The organism is Achromobacter sp. (assembly GCF_057314935.1).
In genome coordinates this window covers 13,836-30,256 of sequence record NZ_DBHKZA010000074.1, presented here as the reverse complement: position 1 = coordinate 30,256, position 16,421 = coordinate 13,836, and the positions used below count along the sequence as shown (strand labels likewise).

17 protein-coding genes and 1 riboswitch are annotated in these 16,421 nt (G+C 67.7%); of the genes, 7 read left to right on the top strand and 10 right to left on the bottom strand.

All coding sequences use genetic code 11. From position 1 onward, the window contains the following. Nucleotides 1-136: 136 nt before the first annotated feature. Nucleotides 137-291, top strand: a riboswitch (FMN riboswitch). Nucleotides 292-402: 111 nt separating this feature from the next. Beyond that, nucleotides 403-1,116: a 3,4-dihydroxy-2-butanone-4-phosphate synthase gene (gene ribB / locus ACO6D5_RS23395; RefSeq protein WP_485826688.1), complete on the top strand. Its 714-nt coding sequence runs from the start codon at nt 403-405 to the stop codon at nt 1,114-1,116. A gap of 90 nt (nt 1,117-1,206) precedes the next feature. On the opposite strand, the gene ACO6D5_RS23390 is transcribed toward ribB, so the two are convergent. After that, on the bottom strand, nt 1,207-2,412 hold the full coding sequence (locus ACO6D5_RS23390) for an MFS transporter (protein WP_485826687.1): 1,206 nt from the start codon (nt 2,410-2,412) through the stop codon (nt 1,207-1,209). Nucleotides 2,413-2,562: 150 nt separating this feature from the next. On the opposite strand from ACO6D5_RS23390, the gene ACO6D5_RS23385 reads away from it, so the two are divergent. Further along, nucleotides 2,563-3,270 (top strand): TetR/AcrR family transcriptional regulator, encoded by a 708-nt coding sequence (locus ACO6D5_RS23385; RefSeq protein ID WP_485826686.1) that lies wholly within the window; start codon nt 2,563-2,565, stop codon nt 3,268-3,270. 71 nt (nt 3,271-3,341) lie between these two features. Here ACO6D5_RS23385 and ACO6D5_RS23380 read toward each other — a convergent pair whose 3' ends face one another. From ACO6D5_RS23380 to ACO6D5_RS23355, 6 genes are all read right to left on the bottom strand, one after another. Then, nucleotides 3,342-3,851, bottom strand: a complete 510-nt coding sequence (locus ACO6D5_RS23380) for a nucleoside 2-deoxyribosyltransferase (protein WP_006227764.1) — start codon at nt 3,849-3,851, stop codon at nt 3,342-3,344. 6 nt (nt 3,852-3,857) lie between these two features. Further along, nucleotides 3,858-4,427, bottom strand: a complete 570-nt coding sequence (locus tag ACO6D5_RS23375; protein WP_315529129.1) for a flavin reductase family protein — start codon at nt 4,425-4,427, stop codon at nt 3,858-3,860. A gap of 11 nt (nt 4,428-4,438) precedes the next feature. Next, a complete protein-coding gene (locus ACO6D5_RS23370) occupies nt 4,439-4,897 on the bottom strand; it encodes a nuclear transport factor 2 family protein (RefSeq protein WP_485826685.1) in 459 nt (152 codons plus the stop codon). A 129-nt stretch (nt 4,898-5,026) separates the two neighbouring features. Next, nucleotides 5,027-5,638, bottom strand: coding sequence for an NAD(P)H-binding protein (locus tag ACO6D5_RS23365; RefSeq protein WP_315529125.1), 612 nt, complete (start codon nt 5,636-5,638; stop codon nt 5,027-5,029). A 155-nt stretch (nt 5,639-5,793) separates the two neighbouring features. Continuing rightward, nucleotides 5,794-6,720 (bottom strand): 2-dehydropantoate 2-reductase, encoded by a 927-nt coding sequence (gene panE, locus ACO6D5_RS23360; RefSeq protein ID WP_315529124.1) that lies wholly within the window; start codon nt 6,718-6,720, stop codon nt 5,794-5,796. A gap of 130 nt (nt 6,721-6,850) precedes the next feature. Beyond that, nucleotides 6,851-7,765 carry a DedA family protein/thiosulfate sulfurtransferase GlpE gene (locus tag ACO6D5_RS23355; protein WP_315529123.1) on the bottom strand — a complete coding sequence of 305 codons (915 nt, stop codon included), beginning with the start codon at nt 7,763-7,765 and terminating at the stop codon, nt 6,851-6,853. Between the two features lie 432 nt (nt 7,766-8,197). Between ACO6D5_RS23355 and ACO6D5_RS23350 the strand changes: the two genes are divergently transcribed. From ACO6D5_RS23350 to ACO6D5_RS23330, 5 genes are all read left to right on the top strand, one after another. Next, a complete protein-coding gene (locus ACO6D5_RS23350; protein ID WP_485826684.1) occupies nt 8,198-9,232 on the top strand; it encodes a BMP family protein in 1,035 nt (344 codons plus the stop codon). Then, nucleotides 9,229-10,758 carry an ABC transporter ATP-binding protein gene (locus ACO6D5_RS23345; protein WP_485826683.1) on the top strand — a complete coding sequence of 510 codons (1,530 nt, stop codon included), beginning with the start codon at nt 9,229-9,231 and terminating at the stop codon, nt 10,756-10,758. The genes ACO6D5_RS23350 and ACO6D5_RS23345 overlap by 4 nt, the downstream gene beginning before the upstream one ends. A gap of 49 nt (nt 10,759-10,807) precedes the next feature. Beyond that, nucleotides 10,808-11,881 carry an ABC transporter permease subunit gene (locus ACO6D5_RS23340; RefSeq protein ID WP_315529120.1) on the top strand — a complete coding sequence of 358 codons (1,074 nt, stop codon included), beginning with the start codon at nt 10,808-10,810 and terminating at the stop codon, nt 11,879-11,881. Between the two features lie 10 nt (nt 11,882-11,891). Then, nucleotides 11,892-12,842, top strand: coding sequence for an ABC transporter permease (locus ACO6D5_RS23335; RefSeq protein ID WP_088589856.1), 951 nt, complete (start codon nt 11,892-11,894; stop codon nt 12,840-12,842). Nucleotides 12,843-13,198: 356 nt separating this feature from the next. After that, nucleotides 13,199-14,479: an amidohydrolase family protein gene (locus tag ACO6D5_RS23330; protein WP_485826682.1), complete on the top strand. Its 1,281-nt coding sequence runs from the start codon at nt 13,199-13,201 to the stop codon at nt 14,477-14,479. Here ACO6D5_RS23330 and ACO6D5_RS23325 read toward each other — a convergent pair. The 3 genes from ACO6D5_RS23325 to ACO6D5_RS23315 all read right to left on the bottom strand — a co-directional run. Continuing rightward, complete coding sequence (locus ACO6D5_RS23325) at nt 14,454-14,843, bottom strand: RidA family protein (RefSeq protein ID WP_485826681.1); 390 nt, start codon at nt 14,841-14,843, stop codon at nt 14,454-14,456. The genes ACO6D5_RS23330 and ACO6D5_RS23325 overlap by 26 nt on opposite strands. After that, nucleotides 14,840-16,003 carry an NAD(P)/FAD-dependent oxidoreductase gene (locus ACO6D5_RS23320; protein ID WP_485826680.1) on the bottom strand — a complete coding sequence of 388 codons (1,164 nt, stop codon included), beginning with the start codon at nt 16,001-16,003 and terminating at the stop codon, nt 14,840-14,842. The genes ACO6D5_RS23325 and ACO6D5_RS23320 overlap by 4 nt, the downstream gene beginning before the upstream one ends. 4 nt (nt 16,004-16,007) lie before the next feature. Further along, nucleotides 16,008-16,421 (bottom strand): (2Fe-2S)-binding protein (locus ACO6D5_RS23315; protein WP_485826679.1); only part of this gene is annotated, 414 nt, incomplete at its 5' end.

The following is a 16,421-nucleotide window of genomic DNA, read 5'->3' as shown; positions in this document are numbered from 1 at the left end:
CCACACCGGGCGTCAAAAGAACCTCGCCCCGCCAAACGCGAAACGCCACCCCCCCATATCCCCACCCGCAATAAGCATATTCCGACACCAAATCCAGACAGGCGTACAATCCAGAAAGTCGTTAACACGACATGCAGTACGTCTTCAGGGCGGGGTGCAATTCCCCACCGGCGGTATGCCATGCAATGTGGCGAGCCCGCGAGCGCCCGGCGTCCTTCACGGACATCGGGGTCAGCAGATCTGGTGAAATGCCAGAGCCGACGGTCATAGTCCGGATGAGAGAAGATGTGCCGGCACATTCCCGATTGCCCGGGCACGCTTGCGCCCGGACGACCGTATTGCGTTCGGCTGTCGATTAGCCCTGAAACGTTTTTCGCCCCCTTCACTTGCGAGAGCGTTTCAATGTCCACCCTCAATACCCAGCAGTCCCGTCCCAGCCTGGCTTCACAGCCCTTCGCCGCCCGTCTGCAGCGCGCCCTGCATCACCTGCGCCTGGGCCGCCCCGTCATCCTCATGGACGACTTCGACCGCGAAAACGAGGCCGACCTCATCGTCGCCGCCGACAAGCTGACCGTGCCCGTCATGGCCCAGCTGATTCGCGACGGCAGCGGCATCGTCTGCCTGTGCCTGCCCGGCGAAACCCTCGACCGCCTGGAGCTGCCCCCGATGGTCCAGCGCAACCAGAGCCGCTTTGCCACCGCCTTCACCGTTTCCATCGAAGCGCGCGAAGGCGTCAGCACCGGCGTATCCGCCGTCGACCGCGTCACCACCATCCGCGCCGCCATCTCGCCGTCGGCGCAAAGCGAAGACATCGTCAGCCCCGGCCACGTGTTCCCGCTGCGCGCCCAGCCCGGCGGCGTGCTGACCCGCCGCGGCCACACCGAAGGCTCGGTCGACCTGGCCGTCCTGGCCGGCCTGCGCCCGGCCGGCGTGCTGTGCGAACTGATGAACGCCGACGGCACCATGATGCGCGGCGCCTCGCTTGAGCGCTACGCCGCCCAGCACGGCCTGGTGGCGCTGACCATCGCCGAACTGGCCGACCATCTGCAAAAGCTCAAGGACGGCCAGGCCGAAACCGTGGACGACGAAGTCCTGGAAATGGCGGCAACCGTCTAAGTCGGGCGAAAGGCATCGAGGCCGTGCGGACCACGGCCCCGATGCTTTACCCCGCAATGCTTCAACCCGTGATGTGTCGGCCCCGATGCCTCATGCCCCGGCAGGGCGCCTCAACGCCAAGGCCACAAGTACGGCGGCCAACGCGCACGTTCCGCCCATCAGATACACCGCGCCATACCCCTGCGCGCCCGCCAGCCAACCCGCCGCCGGGCCGCTGATGCCCAGCGCCACGTCCAGAAACGCCACATACGCACCCATCGCCGCGCCACGGCTTGCCGCCGGCACACGACGCACGGCCTCCACGCCAAACGCCGGGAACGCCAGCGAATAGCCCGCGCCAGTCAGCAACGCGCCGCCATACGCCCACATCGGCGTGGCGCCCGACCAGATCAGCCATTGGCCCACGGCCTCGACACCCACGCACACGAGCGCCACGCGCGCGCCGCCCAGCTTGTCCGGCAGGCCGGCGAAAAACACCCGGGCCAGAATGAAGCCCACGCCGAACGCGCTGAACATCCACGCCGCGCCGTCCCAGCCGCGCTCCGCGAAAAACAGGCTGACGAATGCGGTGATGACGCCGAACCCCACGCTGGTCAGCGCCAGGCCCATGCCCGGCAACAGCACCATACCCAGCACGCGATAGAAGGGCGTGCGCACGCCGCCCACGGCCGCCACTCCGCGCTGCGGCAGGACCAGCCCCAAAGCCGCCAGCGGAATCAGGACCGTCGCCCACGCGATGCCCGCGAAGCCCGCCGCGCCATACAGCCGCATGCCGGCGGGCGCGCCCAGCGCATACGCGGCGTAGATGGCCACGCCCACCCAGGCCATCACGCGACCGGCGTTCTGCGGCCCCACGCGGCCCACGCCCCAGCTCAGCGCGCCGGTGGCGATCAGGCTCTCGGCGCACCCCATCAGGGCGCGACCCGCCAGCAAGACGGCCAGCGCCGCCTGCGGCTGCGCCGAGAGCGCCTCGGCCAGCACGTACAGCAACCCGGCCGCAGTACCCAGCACGAAGCCCGCCACCACGGCGCGTTTGGCGCCGCGGCGATCGACCAGCGCACCCGAATACGCCCGCGACAACAGGGCGGCGGCAAACTGCAGGCCCGCCACCACGCCCACCACCAGGGCGCTCATGCCCAGCGTGCCGTTCACGTACAACGGCAACACGGGCATCGGCAGGCCGACCATGAAAAATCCGATGAACACCGCCAAGACCAGCGGCAGTAACTGCGCAAACACGGAGCGCACGGGTCCGTGGGCCGCAGGCAATGCCGCGGCCGTCGAAACATTCGACATGAAAAATCCTTGAAAGGGTCATGACAATCCGAAACCATCGCGGAGAATTCGTCGATGGCATAATCCGCGCTTGCGGGTGACGAATCAGATTGCCTGCTGCAAATTTTATGAGCCGAAGCTCAGGTTTGATACTCGCCTTTCCACGCATCCATGACCGACATCCCACAGCCCCGAAAATCGCCGCGCCAGCTTAGATCGCAGCACACCGTCGACACGATCCTGCAGGCGACGGCTCGCGTTTTGGCCGCGAACGGCTATGCGGGCACCAACACCAACCTGATCGCCGAAACCGCGGGCGTCAGCGTGGGATCGCTGTACCAGTACTTTCCGAACAAGAACGCACTGATCGCCGCGCTGCATCAGCGCCACGACAACCAGATGCTGGACGTCATCGACATCGTGCTCAACAGCAACCCCGCGGCCACGCTGGAAGAACGCGTGGCCGCCATCGTCCAGGCGATGCTGCACGCACACCTGCTGGAGCCCGCGCTGCACCGCGTGCTGGAACGCGAGTTCCCGCTGTTCGACACGCCGCGCGAACACAGCCTGGCCGATCAGGACATCCATCGCCGCATGCGCCACTTGCTGGAACTGCACCGGGCCGAGATCGCGCAACAAGACCGCGACCTGGCGACCTATGTGGTGCTGCGCATCATGGAGTCTCTGGTGCATGCGGCGGCGCTGGAACCGCCGGCCGGGTTTTCCCCGGAGCAGCTTGAACGAGCCGTGGTGGATGCGGTGATGGGATATCTGGCGACGCCGGGCGGCGCCGCGCCGCGCAAGAAGGCAAGCGCCGCGAAGGCCGGCAAGCCGGCGGCGCCGGCCAAGAAAGCCACGCGCCGGAAAACTGCAGCCTGAGTGGCCGACGCGCAGACAGCGGTCAGCGCCTGGCGGTTTGCGACTAGCTGTAGACGATTCGCTGCAGGCGATCAGCGGCTGGCGTCTTCGGCCATGCGGGCCAGGCAATCGGATGCCTTGCCCACCACGATGCGGGCGCTGCACGCCAGCATCAGGTTCAGGTTCAGGCCGAAGTCTTCCACGGTGTAGCCCTCGGCATCCACCATGCGCGACACGCCGTCGTCGGCTGCCGCCCCCACCGCCACCTGGTCGACCAGCGAACCGGCTTGGCCGGTATAACCCCATACCGGTTTGCCGCAAGCGATGGCATAGCCCACCTCGAAGGCCGTGCCCGAATCGGGTTCGGCGCCGCGGAAGGCATTCAGGTTGGCCATCACCATGTCGGCGCGCCGGATCAACGCCACGTTCTCGCGGTAGATCCACTGCGCCAGCGCCGGCCCCGACAAGTCCTTGGGCGCCATGTTGTCCAGCGGGAACAGGCCGTCGAAACCATAGGTGGCGCACAACGCCTTGAGCCGCTGGCCATGCGCCACGGCATCGGGCAGGAATACGTCGAAACCCGCGAGATACACGCTGCGCATAGGGGCTTACTCCGGTTCTGAAACGTTGAAGGCTTCGCCGGTGGCGAAAAACGAACCGCCGGCCAGATAGTGGATCGAGCGCCGGTCGTCTTGCGGGAAGTGCCAGCGGTTGTCCGAAAACGCGTCCGGGGCGGCCCACGCGGCGACGACCTCGCCGATGAACAGATCATAAGCCTGTTGGTTGTGCGGTTCCGGCACGACCTTGCATTCCAGCCAGCCCAGGCAGCCGGCCACCAGCGGCGCGCCGATCTTGCTGGCGGGAAACGTCGACAGGCCGCAGGCCTGGAACTTGTCTTCGCCGCGCCCCGATTCCGAACCCACTTTCAGCGTGGCGGCCGCTTGCGCGCGTGACGGGATGCACAGCGCGAATTCCCCCGACGCTTCGATCAGTTCGCGCGTGTAGGTGTTCTTGTCCACCACCACCAGCATCTTGGCCGGGTTGAAGTCCAAGGGCATCGCCCAGGCGGCCGCCATGACGTTGCGCGCGTCGCCGTGGGCGCTGGTCACCAGCACCGTGGGCCCGTGGTTCAGCAGCAGGTAAGAGCGGGGCAGGTCGACGGCTTGAATGTTGGACATGGCAGGGGGGCTTAAAACATGCCGTTCTGATTGGCGGGGTTTTCGGGGATTTCCTGGCTGACGTCCCAGTGCTCGACGATCTTGCCCTTATCCACACGGAAGATATCCACAACCGCCTGGCCGCGGTCTTCCGGTGAGTCGCGCCACTGGTTATGGATCACCACCAGATCGCCCTCGGCGATCACGCGCTTGATCTCGACGATGGCTTGCGGATGCTGATCGAAATAGGGCGGGAAGAAATCCACCATCGGCCCGACGCCGTCGCGCATGTAGGGGTTGTGCTGCACGTAGTTGGGGCTGACGTACAGGCGTACCGCCTCGTCGATCTCGCGGTCCTGGAACATCATCCGGAAGAACGCCGTGACGATCTCCTTGTTCGACTGGGGCGCAGCCGCAAGCGCTGGCGACGCCGCCAGGCAGTGGGAGGCGACCAGCGCACAGGCGGCCAACGATTTCAACTTCATACGCATACAGGACAACTCAGGATGACGCCGGCTGGCGGCCTGCCAGTTTACAAATAAAAACGCAGGTTCCGCCCCCGCCGCACAATGAAAAAAGGAGCCCTTGACGGGCTCCCTTTTCCTTGCCTGGCGGCGGAATCAGTATCCGACGGTGAAGCGGCGGCGCGAATGCTTGGGCGTCTCGATCTCGTCGGCCAGCGCAATCGCATAGTCTTCCATCGAGATCCAGCTCTTGCCGTCGTCGTCGGCCAGCAGATAGTCGTCGCCCACGCGGAACGTGCCCGTGCGCTCGCCCGGCTCGAACAGCGCGGAGGGCGACAGGAAGGTCCAATTCAACACCTTTTCCTGGCGCAGCGTATCCAGGAACACGACGCCGGCGCGGGCCTCGGGCTTGTAGGCGTCGGGGAATTCCGGGGTATCGATCAGCAGCTTGCCGGGGGCCACCAACAGGCTGCCCGCGCCGCCCACGACCAGCAGGCGCGGCACGCCGGCGTTCTTCACGGCTGCCAGCAAGGGGCGCGCGTCGGTCGACACGAAACGCGTGGCGCTGACGACGGCGTCGTGGCCGGTCAGCAGCGGCGTCAGGGTTTCGGGGTCGGTAGCGTCGCCCTGCTGGATGGTCAGGCCGGGCTGGGCATTCACGTCGGCCGGGTTGCGGGCGATGCCCGTCACCTGGTGCCCGCGCTTGAGCAATTCGTCGGCCACGCGGGAACCCACGCGGCCGGTAATGCCGATCAATGCGATTTTCATGGTCTTGCTCCTTGGGAGGGAAGCCGGAGCGGGCGGCGCACGATGCGCCGCAACACGCTCCGGTTCAGGCAAATCCATACTATTCGGTCAAATCCGAACAAAAAACCCAATAAATCGGAAGAGTTTTTTGCAATTCATGCATCAATCGGCCGGATTCAACCTGCGTTGCGCTGCGCTTGATAAACCTGCAAGTGCGAATACGCCACCCGCAGATAGGTCGCGTCGACACCCAGCGTGCGGGCGCGCCGCACCATGTCGCCCACAATGTGGTCGGCCTCGACCGGCAGGCCCTGGCGCAGGTCGCGGAACATGGACGCCGTCATGGGTTGCGTGCGGTCGCTCATCAGCTTTTGCGCGAAGGCATCGGCTTCGGGGCGGACCGCATGGCCGGACGCGGCCGCCACGGCTTGCGATTCCTGCAACAGGCTCTTCAGGATGTCGATGCCGTCGTCGGTGGAGGCGATCTGCCCGATCGCGCCGCGCATCAGGCAGGTGCCGGCGGCCAGCGTCGTCAGCATGACGTACTTTTCCCAGATGTCCTGGTGGATGTCTTCGCTCAGGCGGCTGACGTATTCGCCGCCGGCAAGCGCCTGCTCCAGCGCCACGCAGCGTTCGCTGCGGGCGGGGCCCGCGCGTTCGCCGAAGACGATGCTGGCGTGCTTGCCCAGGTGCACGACTTCGCCCTCGGGGCCAAGCGTGGCGTTGATCTGGCACAGCCCGCCCAAGACGCGGTGCGGACCGAATTCGCGGTCCAGCACGTCGTACTGCAGCACGCCGTTCATGATGGGCAGCACCGCCGTGTCGGGGCCGACCGCGGGGCGGATGGCGTCGATGGCGCTGGCCAGGTCATAGGCCTTGCAGCTGAGCACGACCACGTCGTACTGGCCCTGCAGGGTCTGCTGCGTGGCCAGCTTGGGGTGCAGCGTGGCGTCGCCGAACGGGCTCTGGATGCGCAAGCCCTGTTCGCGGATCCGGGCCGCGCGCGGTTCGCGCACCAGGAAGGTCACGTCCGCGCCCGCCTGGGCGGCGCGTCCGCCGAAATAACCGCCGGTGCCGCCGGCACCCAAGAACAACAACCGCATTTGTCTCTCCTGTAGCTGCCCGCCTGTTTCGCGGGCTGATACGGAATTATGCGCTTGGCGCGGCGGCCGGCGCATTGTGCAAGCGCCCGCTGCCCACGCGCCGGACAGCCGATTTCGGCAAGCGGCGGGCTCAGACGGCGTGGTTGTGTTCCGCCCAGGCTTCGTAGCCGCCGCGCAGCGCCCAGGTCTTGGGATAGCCCGCCGCGCGCAGGCGCGAGGCCAGCAGCGCGGCCGACACTTCATTGGGGCAGGCGCAATACACCACGATGTCGGAGTCCAGCGCGCCCGGATCCAGCGCCGGCAGCGGCGCCTTCAGGTCGACAGCGATGGCGCCCGGAATGCGTTCGGCATCTCGCTGCGCTTCAGGACGCACGTCGAAGACCACCGTGTTGCGGCCGTCCTGGCGCCATTGCATCAGTTCATCGACGGACACGCGGGGGATGACGCGCAGGCTGCGCAGGAGGATCCGGCGGCGCAAAAAGCGCGTCAGGATATACAGCGCCAGCACCGCTGCCAGCACGCCCAGGCCCATGGCGCCGTAGGTGCCCAGGATTTCCAGCACGTCATTGACCACGCTGTGGAACAGGCCGCCCAGCAGCAAGGCGGACCCCGCCCAGATCATGGCGCCCACCAGGTCATAAAGCAGGAAGCGCCGGTAGGCGGTGCCCGTCAGGCCCGCCATGACGGTCGACAGCGCGCCCGCGCCAGGCAGGAACTTGCACACCAGCAGCGCCCGCACGCCGATGCGCAGGTACAGGCGCTGCGTCTGGCGGATGCAGGAATCCTGCGACAGCGACATCTTGCAGATCACGCCCAGCAAGCGCGCGCCGTAGCGGCGGCCGGCGGCATACCAGAGGGAGTCGGCCAAGAGGCAGGCCACGGTGGCCGCCAGCCAGGGGGTCAGCCATCCGGCCGCGCCGCCCAACGCGCCCGCGGCGATCAACATGGGATACGCGGGCACGGGCAGGCCCGCCTGTTCGACCAGGACGTTCGCGAACACCAGCCACCCGCCGTACTGCTCGAGCAGCAATTGAATGTCTTGCATGGACTTTCCAGCTTGCCGCGCGGGGCGCGGCTCATCCTTCGATTTTAGGCGCGCGACGGCTCGCCAGGCGCATTGCCCGCGCGGCTTGCACCGCAACACGGCGTTTCACGCGCGCAATGTCCAACCCTTGGGACACGGTGCACCATCTTGGTGCCACGTTTCCCCGCCGGGGTGCCTATAATCCTGCCCGTTCATCAGGTTTCCCCGACTTGTCGCAGGAATGCCTCATGGCATACAACTTGCTTCGCCTGGACTGGCTGCGCACCGACCATTCGGATGGGACGCGCCCCCGGCGCCCCCATCCCCATGACTGATCCCACGCCTACGTTTTCGTCCGCTTGCGCCGACCCTGCCCGTCGGCGGCCGCAGCCAGGCATGCGCATCGTCGCCCCAACGGTTCCCCCTTTCCATCCCCGCGAAGGAGTCTCCCGCATGAAATCCCTGTCCACCCCGTCCGCCGGCGGCATCGCGCGCCGCGGCCTGCTCAAGCTGGCGGCCGCTGCCGCCGCTGGCGCTTTGCTGTTCTCGGGCGCGGCGCAAGCCCAGGCCCCGGCCAAGACGAAAGTCGCCGCCATCTACACGGTGCCGGTCGAGCAGCAATGGGTGTCGCGCATCCACAAGGCGCTGACGGCCGCCCGCGACCGTGGCGAGATCGAATACACCTTCTCGGAAAACGTCACCAACGCCGACTACGAGCGCGTCATGCGCCAGTACGCCGAGCAGGGCAACAAGCTGGTGGTGGGCGAAGCCTTCGCCGTGGAAGCCGCCGCCCGCAAGGTGGCCAAGGACTATCCGCAGACCGCCTTCCTGATGGGTTCCTCGGGCAAGCCGCAGCAACCCAACTTCTCGGTGTTCGACAACTACATCCAGGAACCCGCCTACCTGACCGGCATGATCGCCGGGGGCATGAGCAAGACCGGCAAGATCGGCCTGGTCGGCGGCTACCCCATCCCGGAAGTGAACCGCCTGATGCAAGCCTTCATCGAAGGCGCCAAGGAAGTGAACCCGAAGGCCGAGTTCACGGTGACCTTCATCGGTTCGTGGTTCGATCCCCCGAAGGCCAAGGAAGCGGCCTTCGCGATGATCGACAAGGGCGCGGACGTGCTGTACGCCGAACGCTTCGGCGTGTCGGACGCGGCCAAGGAACGCGGCAAGCTGGCCATCGGCAACGTGATCGACACGCAGCCGCAATACCCGGAAACCGTGGTGGCATCCGCGCTGTGGAGTATGGAGCCCACGATCGACGAGGCGCTCAAGCAAGTGAAGGCGGGCACGTTCAAGGCGGCCGACTTCGGCCAATACTCGCTGATGAAGCACAACGGTTCGTCGCTGGCGCCGCTGGGCACCTTTGAATCGAAGATCCCGTCCGAGCTGATCGCCCGCGTAGAGGCCAAGCAAAAGGCCATCCTGGACGGCAGCTTCACGGTGCAGGTCGTCGACAAAGAACCCAAGTCCTCGGCACGATGAACCAAGCGCCTCTCGCCCTGCAACTGACGGGGATCACCAAGCGCTTCGGCAGCCTCACGGCCAATGACGACATCTCGCTGACGCTTCGGCAAGGCGAAGTCTTGGCCCTGCTGGGCGAGAACGGCGCCGGCAAATCGACCCTGGTGTCGATCCTGTTCGGCCACTATGTGGCCGACGCCGGCAGTATCGACGTCTTCGGCAAGCCTTTGCCGCCCGGCCGGCCGGACGCCGCGCTGGCGGCGGGCGTGGGCATGGTGCATCAGCACTTCACCCTGGCCGACAACCTGACCGTGCTGGACAACATCATGGTCGGCACCGAGTCGCTGTGGAAGCTGGCCTCCGGCCGCGGCGCGGCGCGCCGCCGGCTGGTCGAACTGGGCCAGCGCTTCGGCCTGGGCGTGGATCCCGACGCGCGCGTGGGCGGGCTTTCCGTCGGCGAAAAGCAGCGCGTCGAAATCCTGAAGGCGCTGTACCGCGGCGCCCGCGTGCTGATCCTGGATGAACCCACGGCGGTGCTCACGCCGCAGGAAGTGCAGGACCTGTTCGCAACCCTGCGCGGCTTCGTCGACGAAGGCCTGGCCGTCATCTTCATTTCGCACAAGCTGGACGAAGTGATGGCCGTATCGCGCCGCGTGGCCGTGCTGCGCCAGGGCAAGCTGGTGGCCGAACGCGACACCGCCGGCACCAGCCCCGCCGAACTCGCGGAACTGATGGTGGGCCGCAAAGTCGTCATGCCGCACGCCGAAGCGGTGGCTGCCGCCGAGCAAGCCGCGCCGGTCGTGACCTTGTCGCAGGTCACCGTGCGCGACAGCCGCGACGGCGCGCCGCGCCTGGACAGCCTGGACCTGGTGGTCCACAAGCACGAGATCGTCGCGATCGCGGGGGTGGCCGGCAACGGCCAGCAGGCGCTGGTGTCGGTCCTGACCGGCCTGCGCCAGCCGTCCGACGGCACGATCCGGCTGGGCGCCGAGCACGCGGCCGCGCCCACCACGCCGGCCGGCTGGACCGCGGCCCGCGTCGGCCGAATTCCGGAAGACCGCCACGGCGAAGGCATGATCGGCGACAGCCCGCTTTGGGAAAACGCCATCGTCGAAGACCTGAAGGACAAGCGCTTCGCGCGCTACGGCCTGATCCGCGCCCGCGCGGGCCGCGCGTACGCCGCATCGCTGGCCAAGCAGTTCGACGTGCGCGCGGCGTCGCTGGACGTGCGCACGCGCAGTCTGTCGGGCGGCAATATGCAGAAGCTGATCCTGGGCCGCACCTTGGCGCGCGAACCGCGCTTCATCGTGGCCGACCAGCCCACCTGGGGCCTGGACATCGGCGCCGTCGCCTATGTGCGCGAGCAGCTGCTGGCCGCCCGCGCGCGCGGCGCCGGCGTGCTGCTGGTGTCCGAAGACCTGGAAGAAATCTTCGCCCTGGCCGACCGCATCGCCGTGCTGTGCGGCGGCAAGCTGGTGGCCGTCAAGCCGGTGGCCGACTGGACGCCCGCCACCGTCGGCCTGGCCATGACGGGCACCCGCGCATGACGGCCCGGTCCGTTGCGCGCCGACGCCCCCTCTATTGAGCATCACTCGCATGAAACTGATCCTGGAACGCCGCCCCGAGCCCAGCCGCCTGGCGCTGGCCTTGGCCCCCATCGCGGCCATCCTCTTTACGCTGGCGGTCTGCACCTTGCTGGTGGCCTGGGCCGGCGCCCCCGTGGGCCGCACCTACGCGCTGCTGTTCGAAGGCGCGTTCGGCTCGCGCTTCGCCCTGTCCGAAACGCTGACCCGCGCCACCCCGCTGATGCTGACGGGCCTGGCCTGTGCCGTGGCATTCCGCGCCCGCTTCTACAACATCGGCGCCGAAGGCCAGCTGTATCTTGGGGCGCTGGCGGCCGTCGCCATCGGCGGCCTGCATGACGGCACCGGCTTCGACCTGCCGGTGCCCGTGCTGTTCGGCGGCATGATGCTGGCGGCGGCCCTGGCGGGCGCCTTGCTGCTGCTGATCCCCGCGCTGCTGAAGACCCGGCTGGGCGTGGACGAAGTCGTAACCACGCTGCTGGGCAACTTCATCGTGCTGCTGTTCGTGTCCATGATGCTGGACGGCCCGATGAAGGACCCGATGGCGATGGGCTGGCCGCAATCCGTGGCGCTCAACGGCGACCTGGAACTGGGCAAGCTGATTGAACGCACGCGCGCCCACACCGGCCTCTTGTGGGCGGCCGGCCTGGCGCTGGGCCTGTGGCTCTTGAACCGCTACACGGTGTTCGGCTTCCAGATGCGCGCCGTGGGCGCCAACGCGCATGCTTCGCGCTTTTTGGGCCTGCCGGTCAACCGCGTGATGCTGGGCACCGCCATGCTGTCGGGCGCGCTGGCAGGCCTTGCCGGCGCCATCGAAGTGGCGGGCCGCACGGGCTACGTCACGCTGGACATGTCGCCAGGCTACGGCTACACGGGCGTCGTCGTCGCCATGCTGGCCGGCCTGCACCCGCTGGGCGTGATCATGGCCAGCATCTTCGTGGCCGGCATGCTGGTCGGGGCCGACAGCATGAGCCGCGCCATCGCGGTGCCGAACTACATCGCCGACGTCATCGTCGCCACCTCGTTGCTTGCCATGCTGGTCGCGACGCTATTTGCGCAGTACCGCCTGCGCCGCAACCGGGCTTGAGGAGCACGACATGGAATGGATGGATCTGATCAGTTCCTCGGCCTTCTGGGTTGCCGTGCTGCGCCTGGCCACGCCGCTCATCCTGGGCACCCTGGGCGTGCTGCTGTGCGAACGCGCGGGTGTCTTGAACCTGGGCATCGAAGGCATCATGGCCGCCGGCGCCTTCACGGGCTGGCTCGTCGTCTACCTGGGCGCGCCGCTGTACGTGGGCGTGCTGGCGGCCGCCTTGGCCGGCGCGGTCTTCGGCCTGCTGCATGCGGTGCTGACCGTGCCGCTGGGCTTGTCGCAGCACGTCTCGGGCCTGGGGGTGACCTTGCTGGCCACCAGCCTCAGCTACTTCGCCTACCGCGTGACGTTCCCCAGCGTGAACACGCCGCCCACCATCACGCCGTTTGCCGAAATGAAGTTCCTGGACGGCATCCCGCTGATCGGCCCGGTGCTGGCAGGGCAGACGCCCATGACGCTGATCGCGCTGGCCGCGGTGCCGATCCTTGCCTGGGTGCTGAACCGAACCCCGGTCGGCCTGGCGATCCGCATGGTGGGCGAGAACCCGGCGGCTGCCGAAGGGCAGGGCCTGTCCGTCACGCGCCTGCGCATGGGCGCCATCGTCGCGGGCTCCGCGCTGATGGGCGTGGCCGGCAGCTTCCTGACGCTGGCGGCTTTCAACGCGTTCTTCTTCAACATGGTCAACGGCCGCGGCTGGGTGTGCGTGGCGCTGGTGGTGTTCGCCTCGTGGCGCCCCGGCAAGGCGCTGCTGGGCGCACTGATCTTCGCCTTCTTCGACGCGCTGCAACTGCGCCTGCAACAGGGCGGGGCCGCCTTGCCCGGCCTGCCGGAGCTGCCGTACCAGGTCTACCTGATGCTGCCCTACATCCTGTCCATCCTGGCCCTGGTGGTGATGGCGCGCCGCGCCGCCTACCCGCAGGCTCTGATGAAGCCCTATCGCAAGGGCGAGAGGTAAAGGGCCCCCCCGAGCGCTGCGCGCTTCCCCCAGGGGCGTCGCTACGGACCGGCGGAGCCGGCTCCGTGCGACCCCGCTGGCGGCTATTCTTTGTGGCGTTGCGGTGGGTTGTCGCACCTGCGATGCGCTGCGCGCTCCCCCCTCCAGGGGGCGTCGCTACGGACCGGCGGAGCCGGCTCCGTGCGACCCCGCTGGCGGCTATTCTTTGTGGCGTTGCGGTGGGTTGTCGCACCTGCGATGCGCTGCGCGCTGCCCCCTCAAGGGGCGACGCTAAGGACCGGCGGAGCCGGATCCGTGCGACCCCGATGGTGTACTTTTGGTGCACCGTGAATTGCTGAATTTTTTAGGATGCATCCATGCTCGATCTGATTATCAAGAACTGCACGCTGGCTGATGGCCGCACCAACATCGACATCGGTGTGGCGCAGGGCCGCATTACCGCGGTGGAGCCTGCGCTGAAGGCCGAGGCGGGTCAGACCGTGGATGCGGCGGGGCAGTTGGTGAGCTCGCCCTTCGTGGACGCGCACTTCCACATGGATTCCACGCTGTCGTTTGGACTGCCCCGCGTGAACCAGTCGGGCACGCTGCTGGAAGGCATCGCGCTGTGGGGGGAACTCAAGCCGCTGTTGACGCAGGAAGCGCTGGTGGAGCGCGCACTCGCCTATTGCGACTGGGCGGTGGCGCGCGGCCTTTTGGCCATCCGCTCGCATGTGGACGTCTGCGACCCGCGCCTGTTGGCGACCGAAGCGCTGCTGCACGTGCGCGAAAAGGTCAAACCGTATCTGGACCTGCAGCTGGTGGCCTTCCCGCAGGACGGCGTGCTGCGCGCGCCCGGCGCGCTGGACAACCTGAAACGCGCGCTCGACATGGGCGTGGATGTCGTGGGCGGCATTCCGCACTTTGAACGCACCATGCAGGACGGCGCGGAATCCGTGCGCATCCTGTGCGAACTGGCCGCCGAACGCGGCCTGCGCGTGGACATGCACTGCGACGAAAGCGACGACCCGCTGTCGCGCCATGTCGAAACGCTGGCCTATCACACGCAGCGCCTGGGCCTGCAGGGCCGCGTCACGGGTTCGCACCTGACGTCCATGCACTCGATGGACAACTACTACGTGTCCAAGCTGATCCCGCTGATGCGCGAAGCAGGCGTTGCCGCGATCGCCAACCCGCTGATCAACATCACGCTGCAAGGCCGTCACGACACGTATCCGAAGCGCCGCGGCATGACGCGCGTGCCGGAACTGCTGGCCGCTGGCGTGCCCGTGGCCTTCGGCCATGACTGCGTGATGGACCCCTGGTACAGCCTGGGTTCGGGCGACATGCTGGAAGTGGCGCACATGGGCCTGCACGTGGCCCAGATGACGGGCCAGGACGCCATGCGCGCCTGTTTCGAGGCCGTGACGTCCACGCCCGCAAAGATCCTGGGGCTGGACGACACGGGCATCGCGGTCGGCAAGCGCGCCGACCTGGTGCTGCTGCAGGCGCGCGACGCCGTTGAAGCGCTCCGCCTGCGCGCCACCCGCCTGATGGTGCTGCGCGCCGGCAACGTGATCGCGACCACGCCGCCCGCCACCGCCACCTTGAACCTGCCGGGCCGCCCGGACCAGGTCAGCTTTCAGACACCGGCCCGCTGACATATGCCGGCCGCTTCGCGGCCGTCACGATGATCTCCACCAGCAGCTCCGGCGCGGCCAGCTTGGCCTCGCAGGTAGCGCGGGTGGGCATCGCATCGGGCAGCGCCCACTCGGCCCACACGCCGTTCATGCCGGCGAAGTCGCGGTCGATGTCCTTCAGCCAGATCTGCACCGACAACAGCCGCGACTTGTCGGTGCCGGCCTGCGCCAGATAGCCGTCGATCTTCGCCAACGCGTCGCGGGTCTGCGCGGCGATGCCGCCTTCGGCTGTCGACGTCACGCCCGCCACGTACACCGTATCGCCATGGATCACGATGCGGCTCAGGCGCTGGTTGGTTTCCTTGCGCACGATATCGTCGTTCATTCGTCCTGCTCCTTTTTTGATGGGGAGGACGCGGTGGCCGCGTCCGAAAAACGGTCAATCCGGAACGGCGCGATCGGCATGTCCGTCGCGCCGGTAGTGATCAGGTCGGCCATGATGCGGCCCACGATCGGGCCCAGCTCGAAGCCATGCGCCGAAAAGCCGAACGCATGGAACGCCGTCTCGTGGCGGCTGCTGCGGCCGATGACGGGAATCTCGTCCGGCATGGCGGCCTCGATCCCCGCCCAGCCCCGGTTCACCACGGCATCCCGCATGTGCGGAAACAAATCACAGACGGTACGCGCGCCTTCGGCCAGCGAGCGGAAATCAAGCTCGGTCCATTCCGCGTCGCGGTCGACCCAGGCGCGGCGCCCGCCGCCGATCAGGACCGTGCCGTTCGTGCGCTGCTTGAACGATAGCGCGCGCCCGGTGCCCAGCACCACGGGATCCAGGAAGTGGTCCATGCGCAGCGTCACCAGCATCATGGGGCTGATCGCGGTCAGCGGCACGGGCTCGCCCCATTGCGCGGCGATGCGGTCGGCCCATGCGCCCGCGCAGTTCAGCACCTGCGGCGCGGTGTAGGTGCCGGCATCGGTGTCCACGCGCCATTGGCCGTCCGCGCGTGTAACGCCGTCCACCCGAACGCCCTCCAGGAAGCGCGCGCCCAGGCTGGCGGCCTTCATGCGGAAGGCCAGCGTCGTGCGATACGGGTCGGCCGCCGCATCCTCCCGGGCAATCAGGCCGCCCTGGATGGTTGGGGCCAGCGCCGGGATCATGTGGAGCAAGTCTTCAGCGCTTATCCATTGTTCGTGCGTATAGCCGAGATCGGTCATCGTGCGCAGGCGCGCCCGCAACGCATCGGCATCCGCGGCGTTCTCCGCCACCCGTACCTGCCCATGCTGCTCGAAGCCGCAATCATCATCCACCAGGTCGCCGATGCGGTACCAGAGTTCGCGCGAGGCCAGGGCCAGGGGCACCTCGGCCAGATGCCGCGCCAGGGTGCGCACGCCGCCCGCATTCACGCCGGAGGCATGCCGCCCCACGTAGTTCTTTTCGATCACCAGGGCACGCACGCCCGCCCGCGCCAGATGCAGCGCCGCCGAGCTGCCGTGCAGGCCCCCGCCGATGATGATGACCTCTGCCGACCGCGTCGCACCGGTCATGGCGTCACTTTTTGAGCCGGACGACGGCTTGGCGCGAATCGTCGGTCTGCGGCAGCGATGCGAGTTCTCCCAAAGTCAGCGGCTTGGTCGGGAAGCGCAACCGGTAATAGCCCACTTCCTGCGTCGGCACGCCGCGCTCTTCGGCGATGAGCTCGGCCACGGTCAACCCGCAGAAGCGACCCTGGCAGGGCCCCATGCCGCAACGCAGGAAGGCCTTCATCTGGTTCGGCCCGCTGCAGCCCAGCTTGACGGTCTCGCGCACCTGCGCGGCCGTGACTTCCTCGCAACGGCAGACGATGGTGTCGCCGGTGGGGCGCCGGAAGGCGTCAGGCGCCTTGTAGAGCGCGTCGAAGAACTCGCGGCCCCTCACGGCACGGGCCAACGCGTCGCGCGGCGCCACGGCCTCGCTATCGCGTTT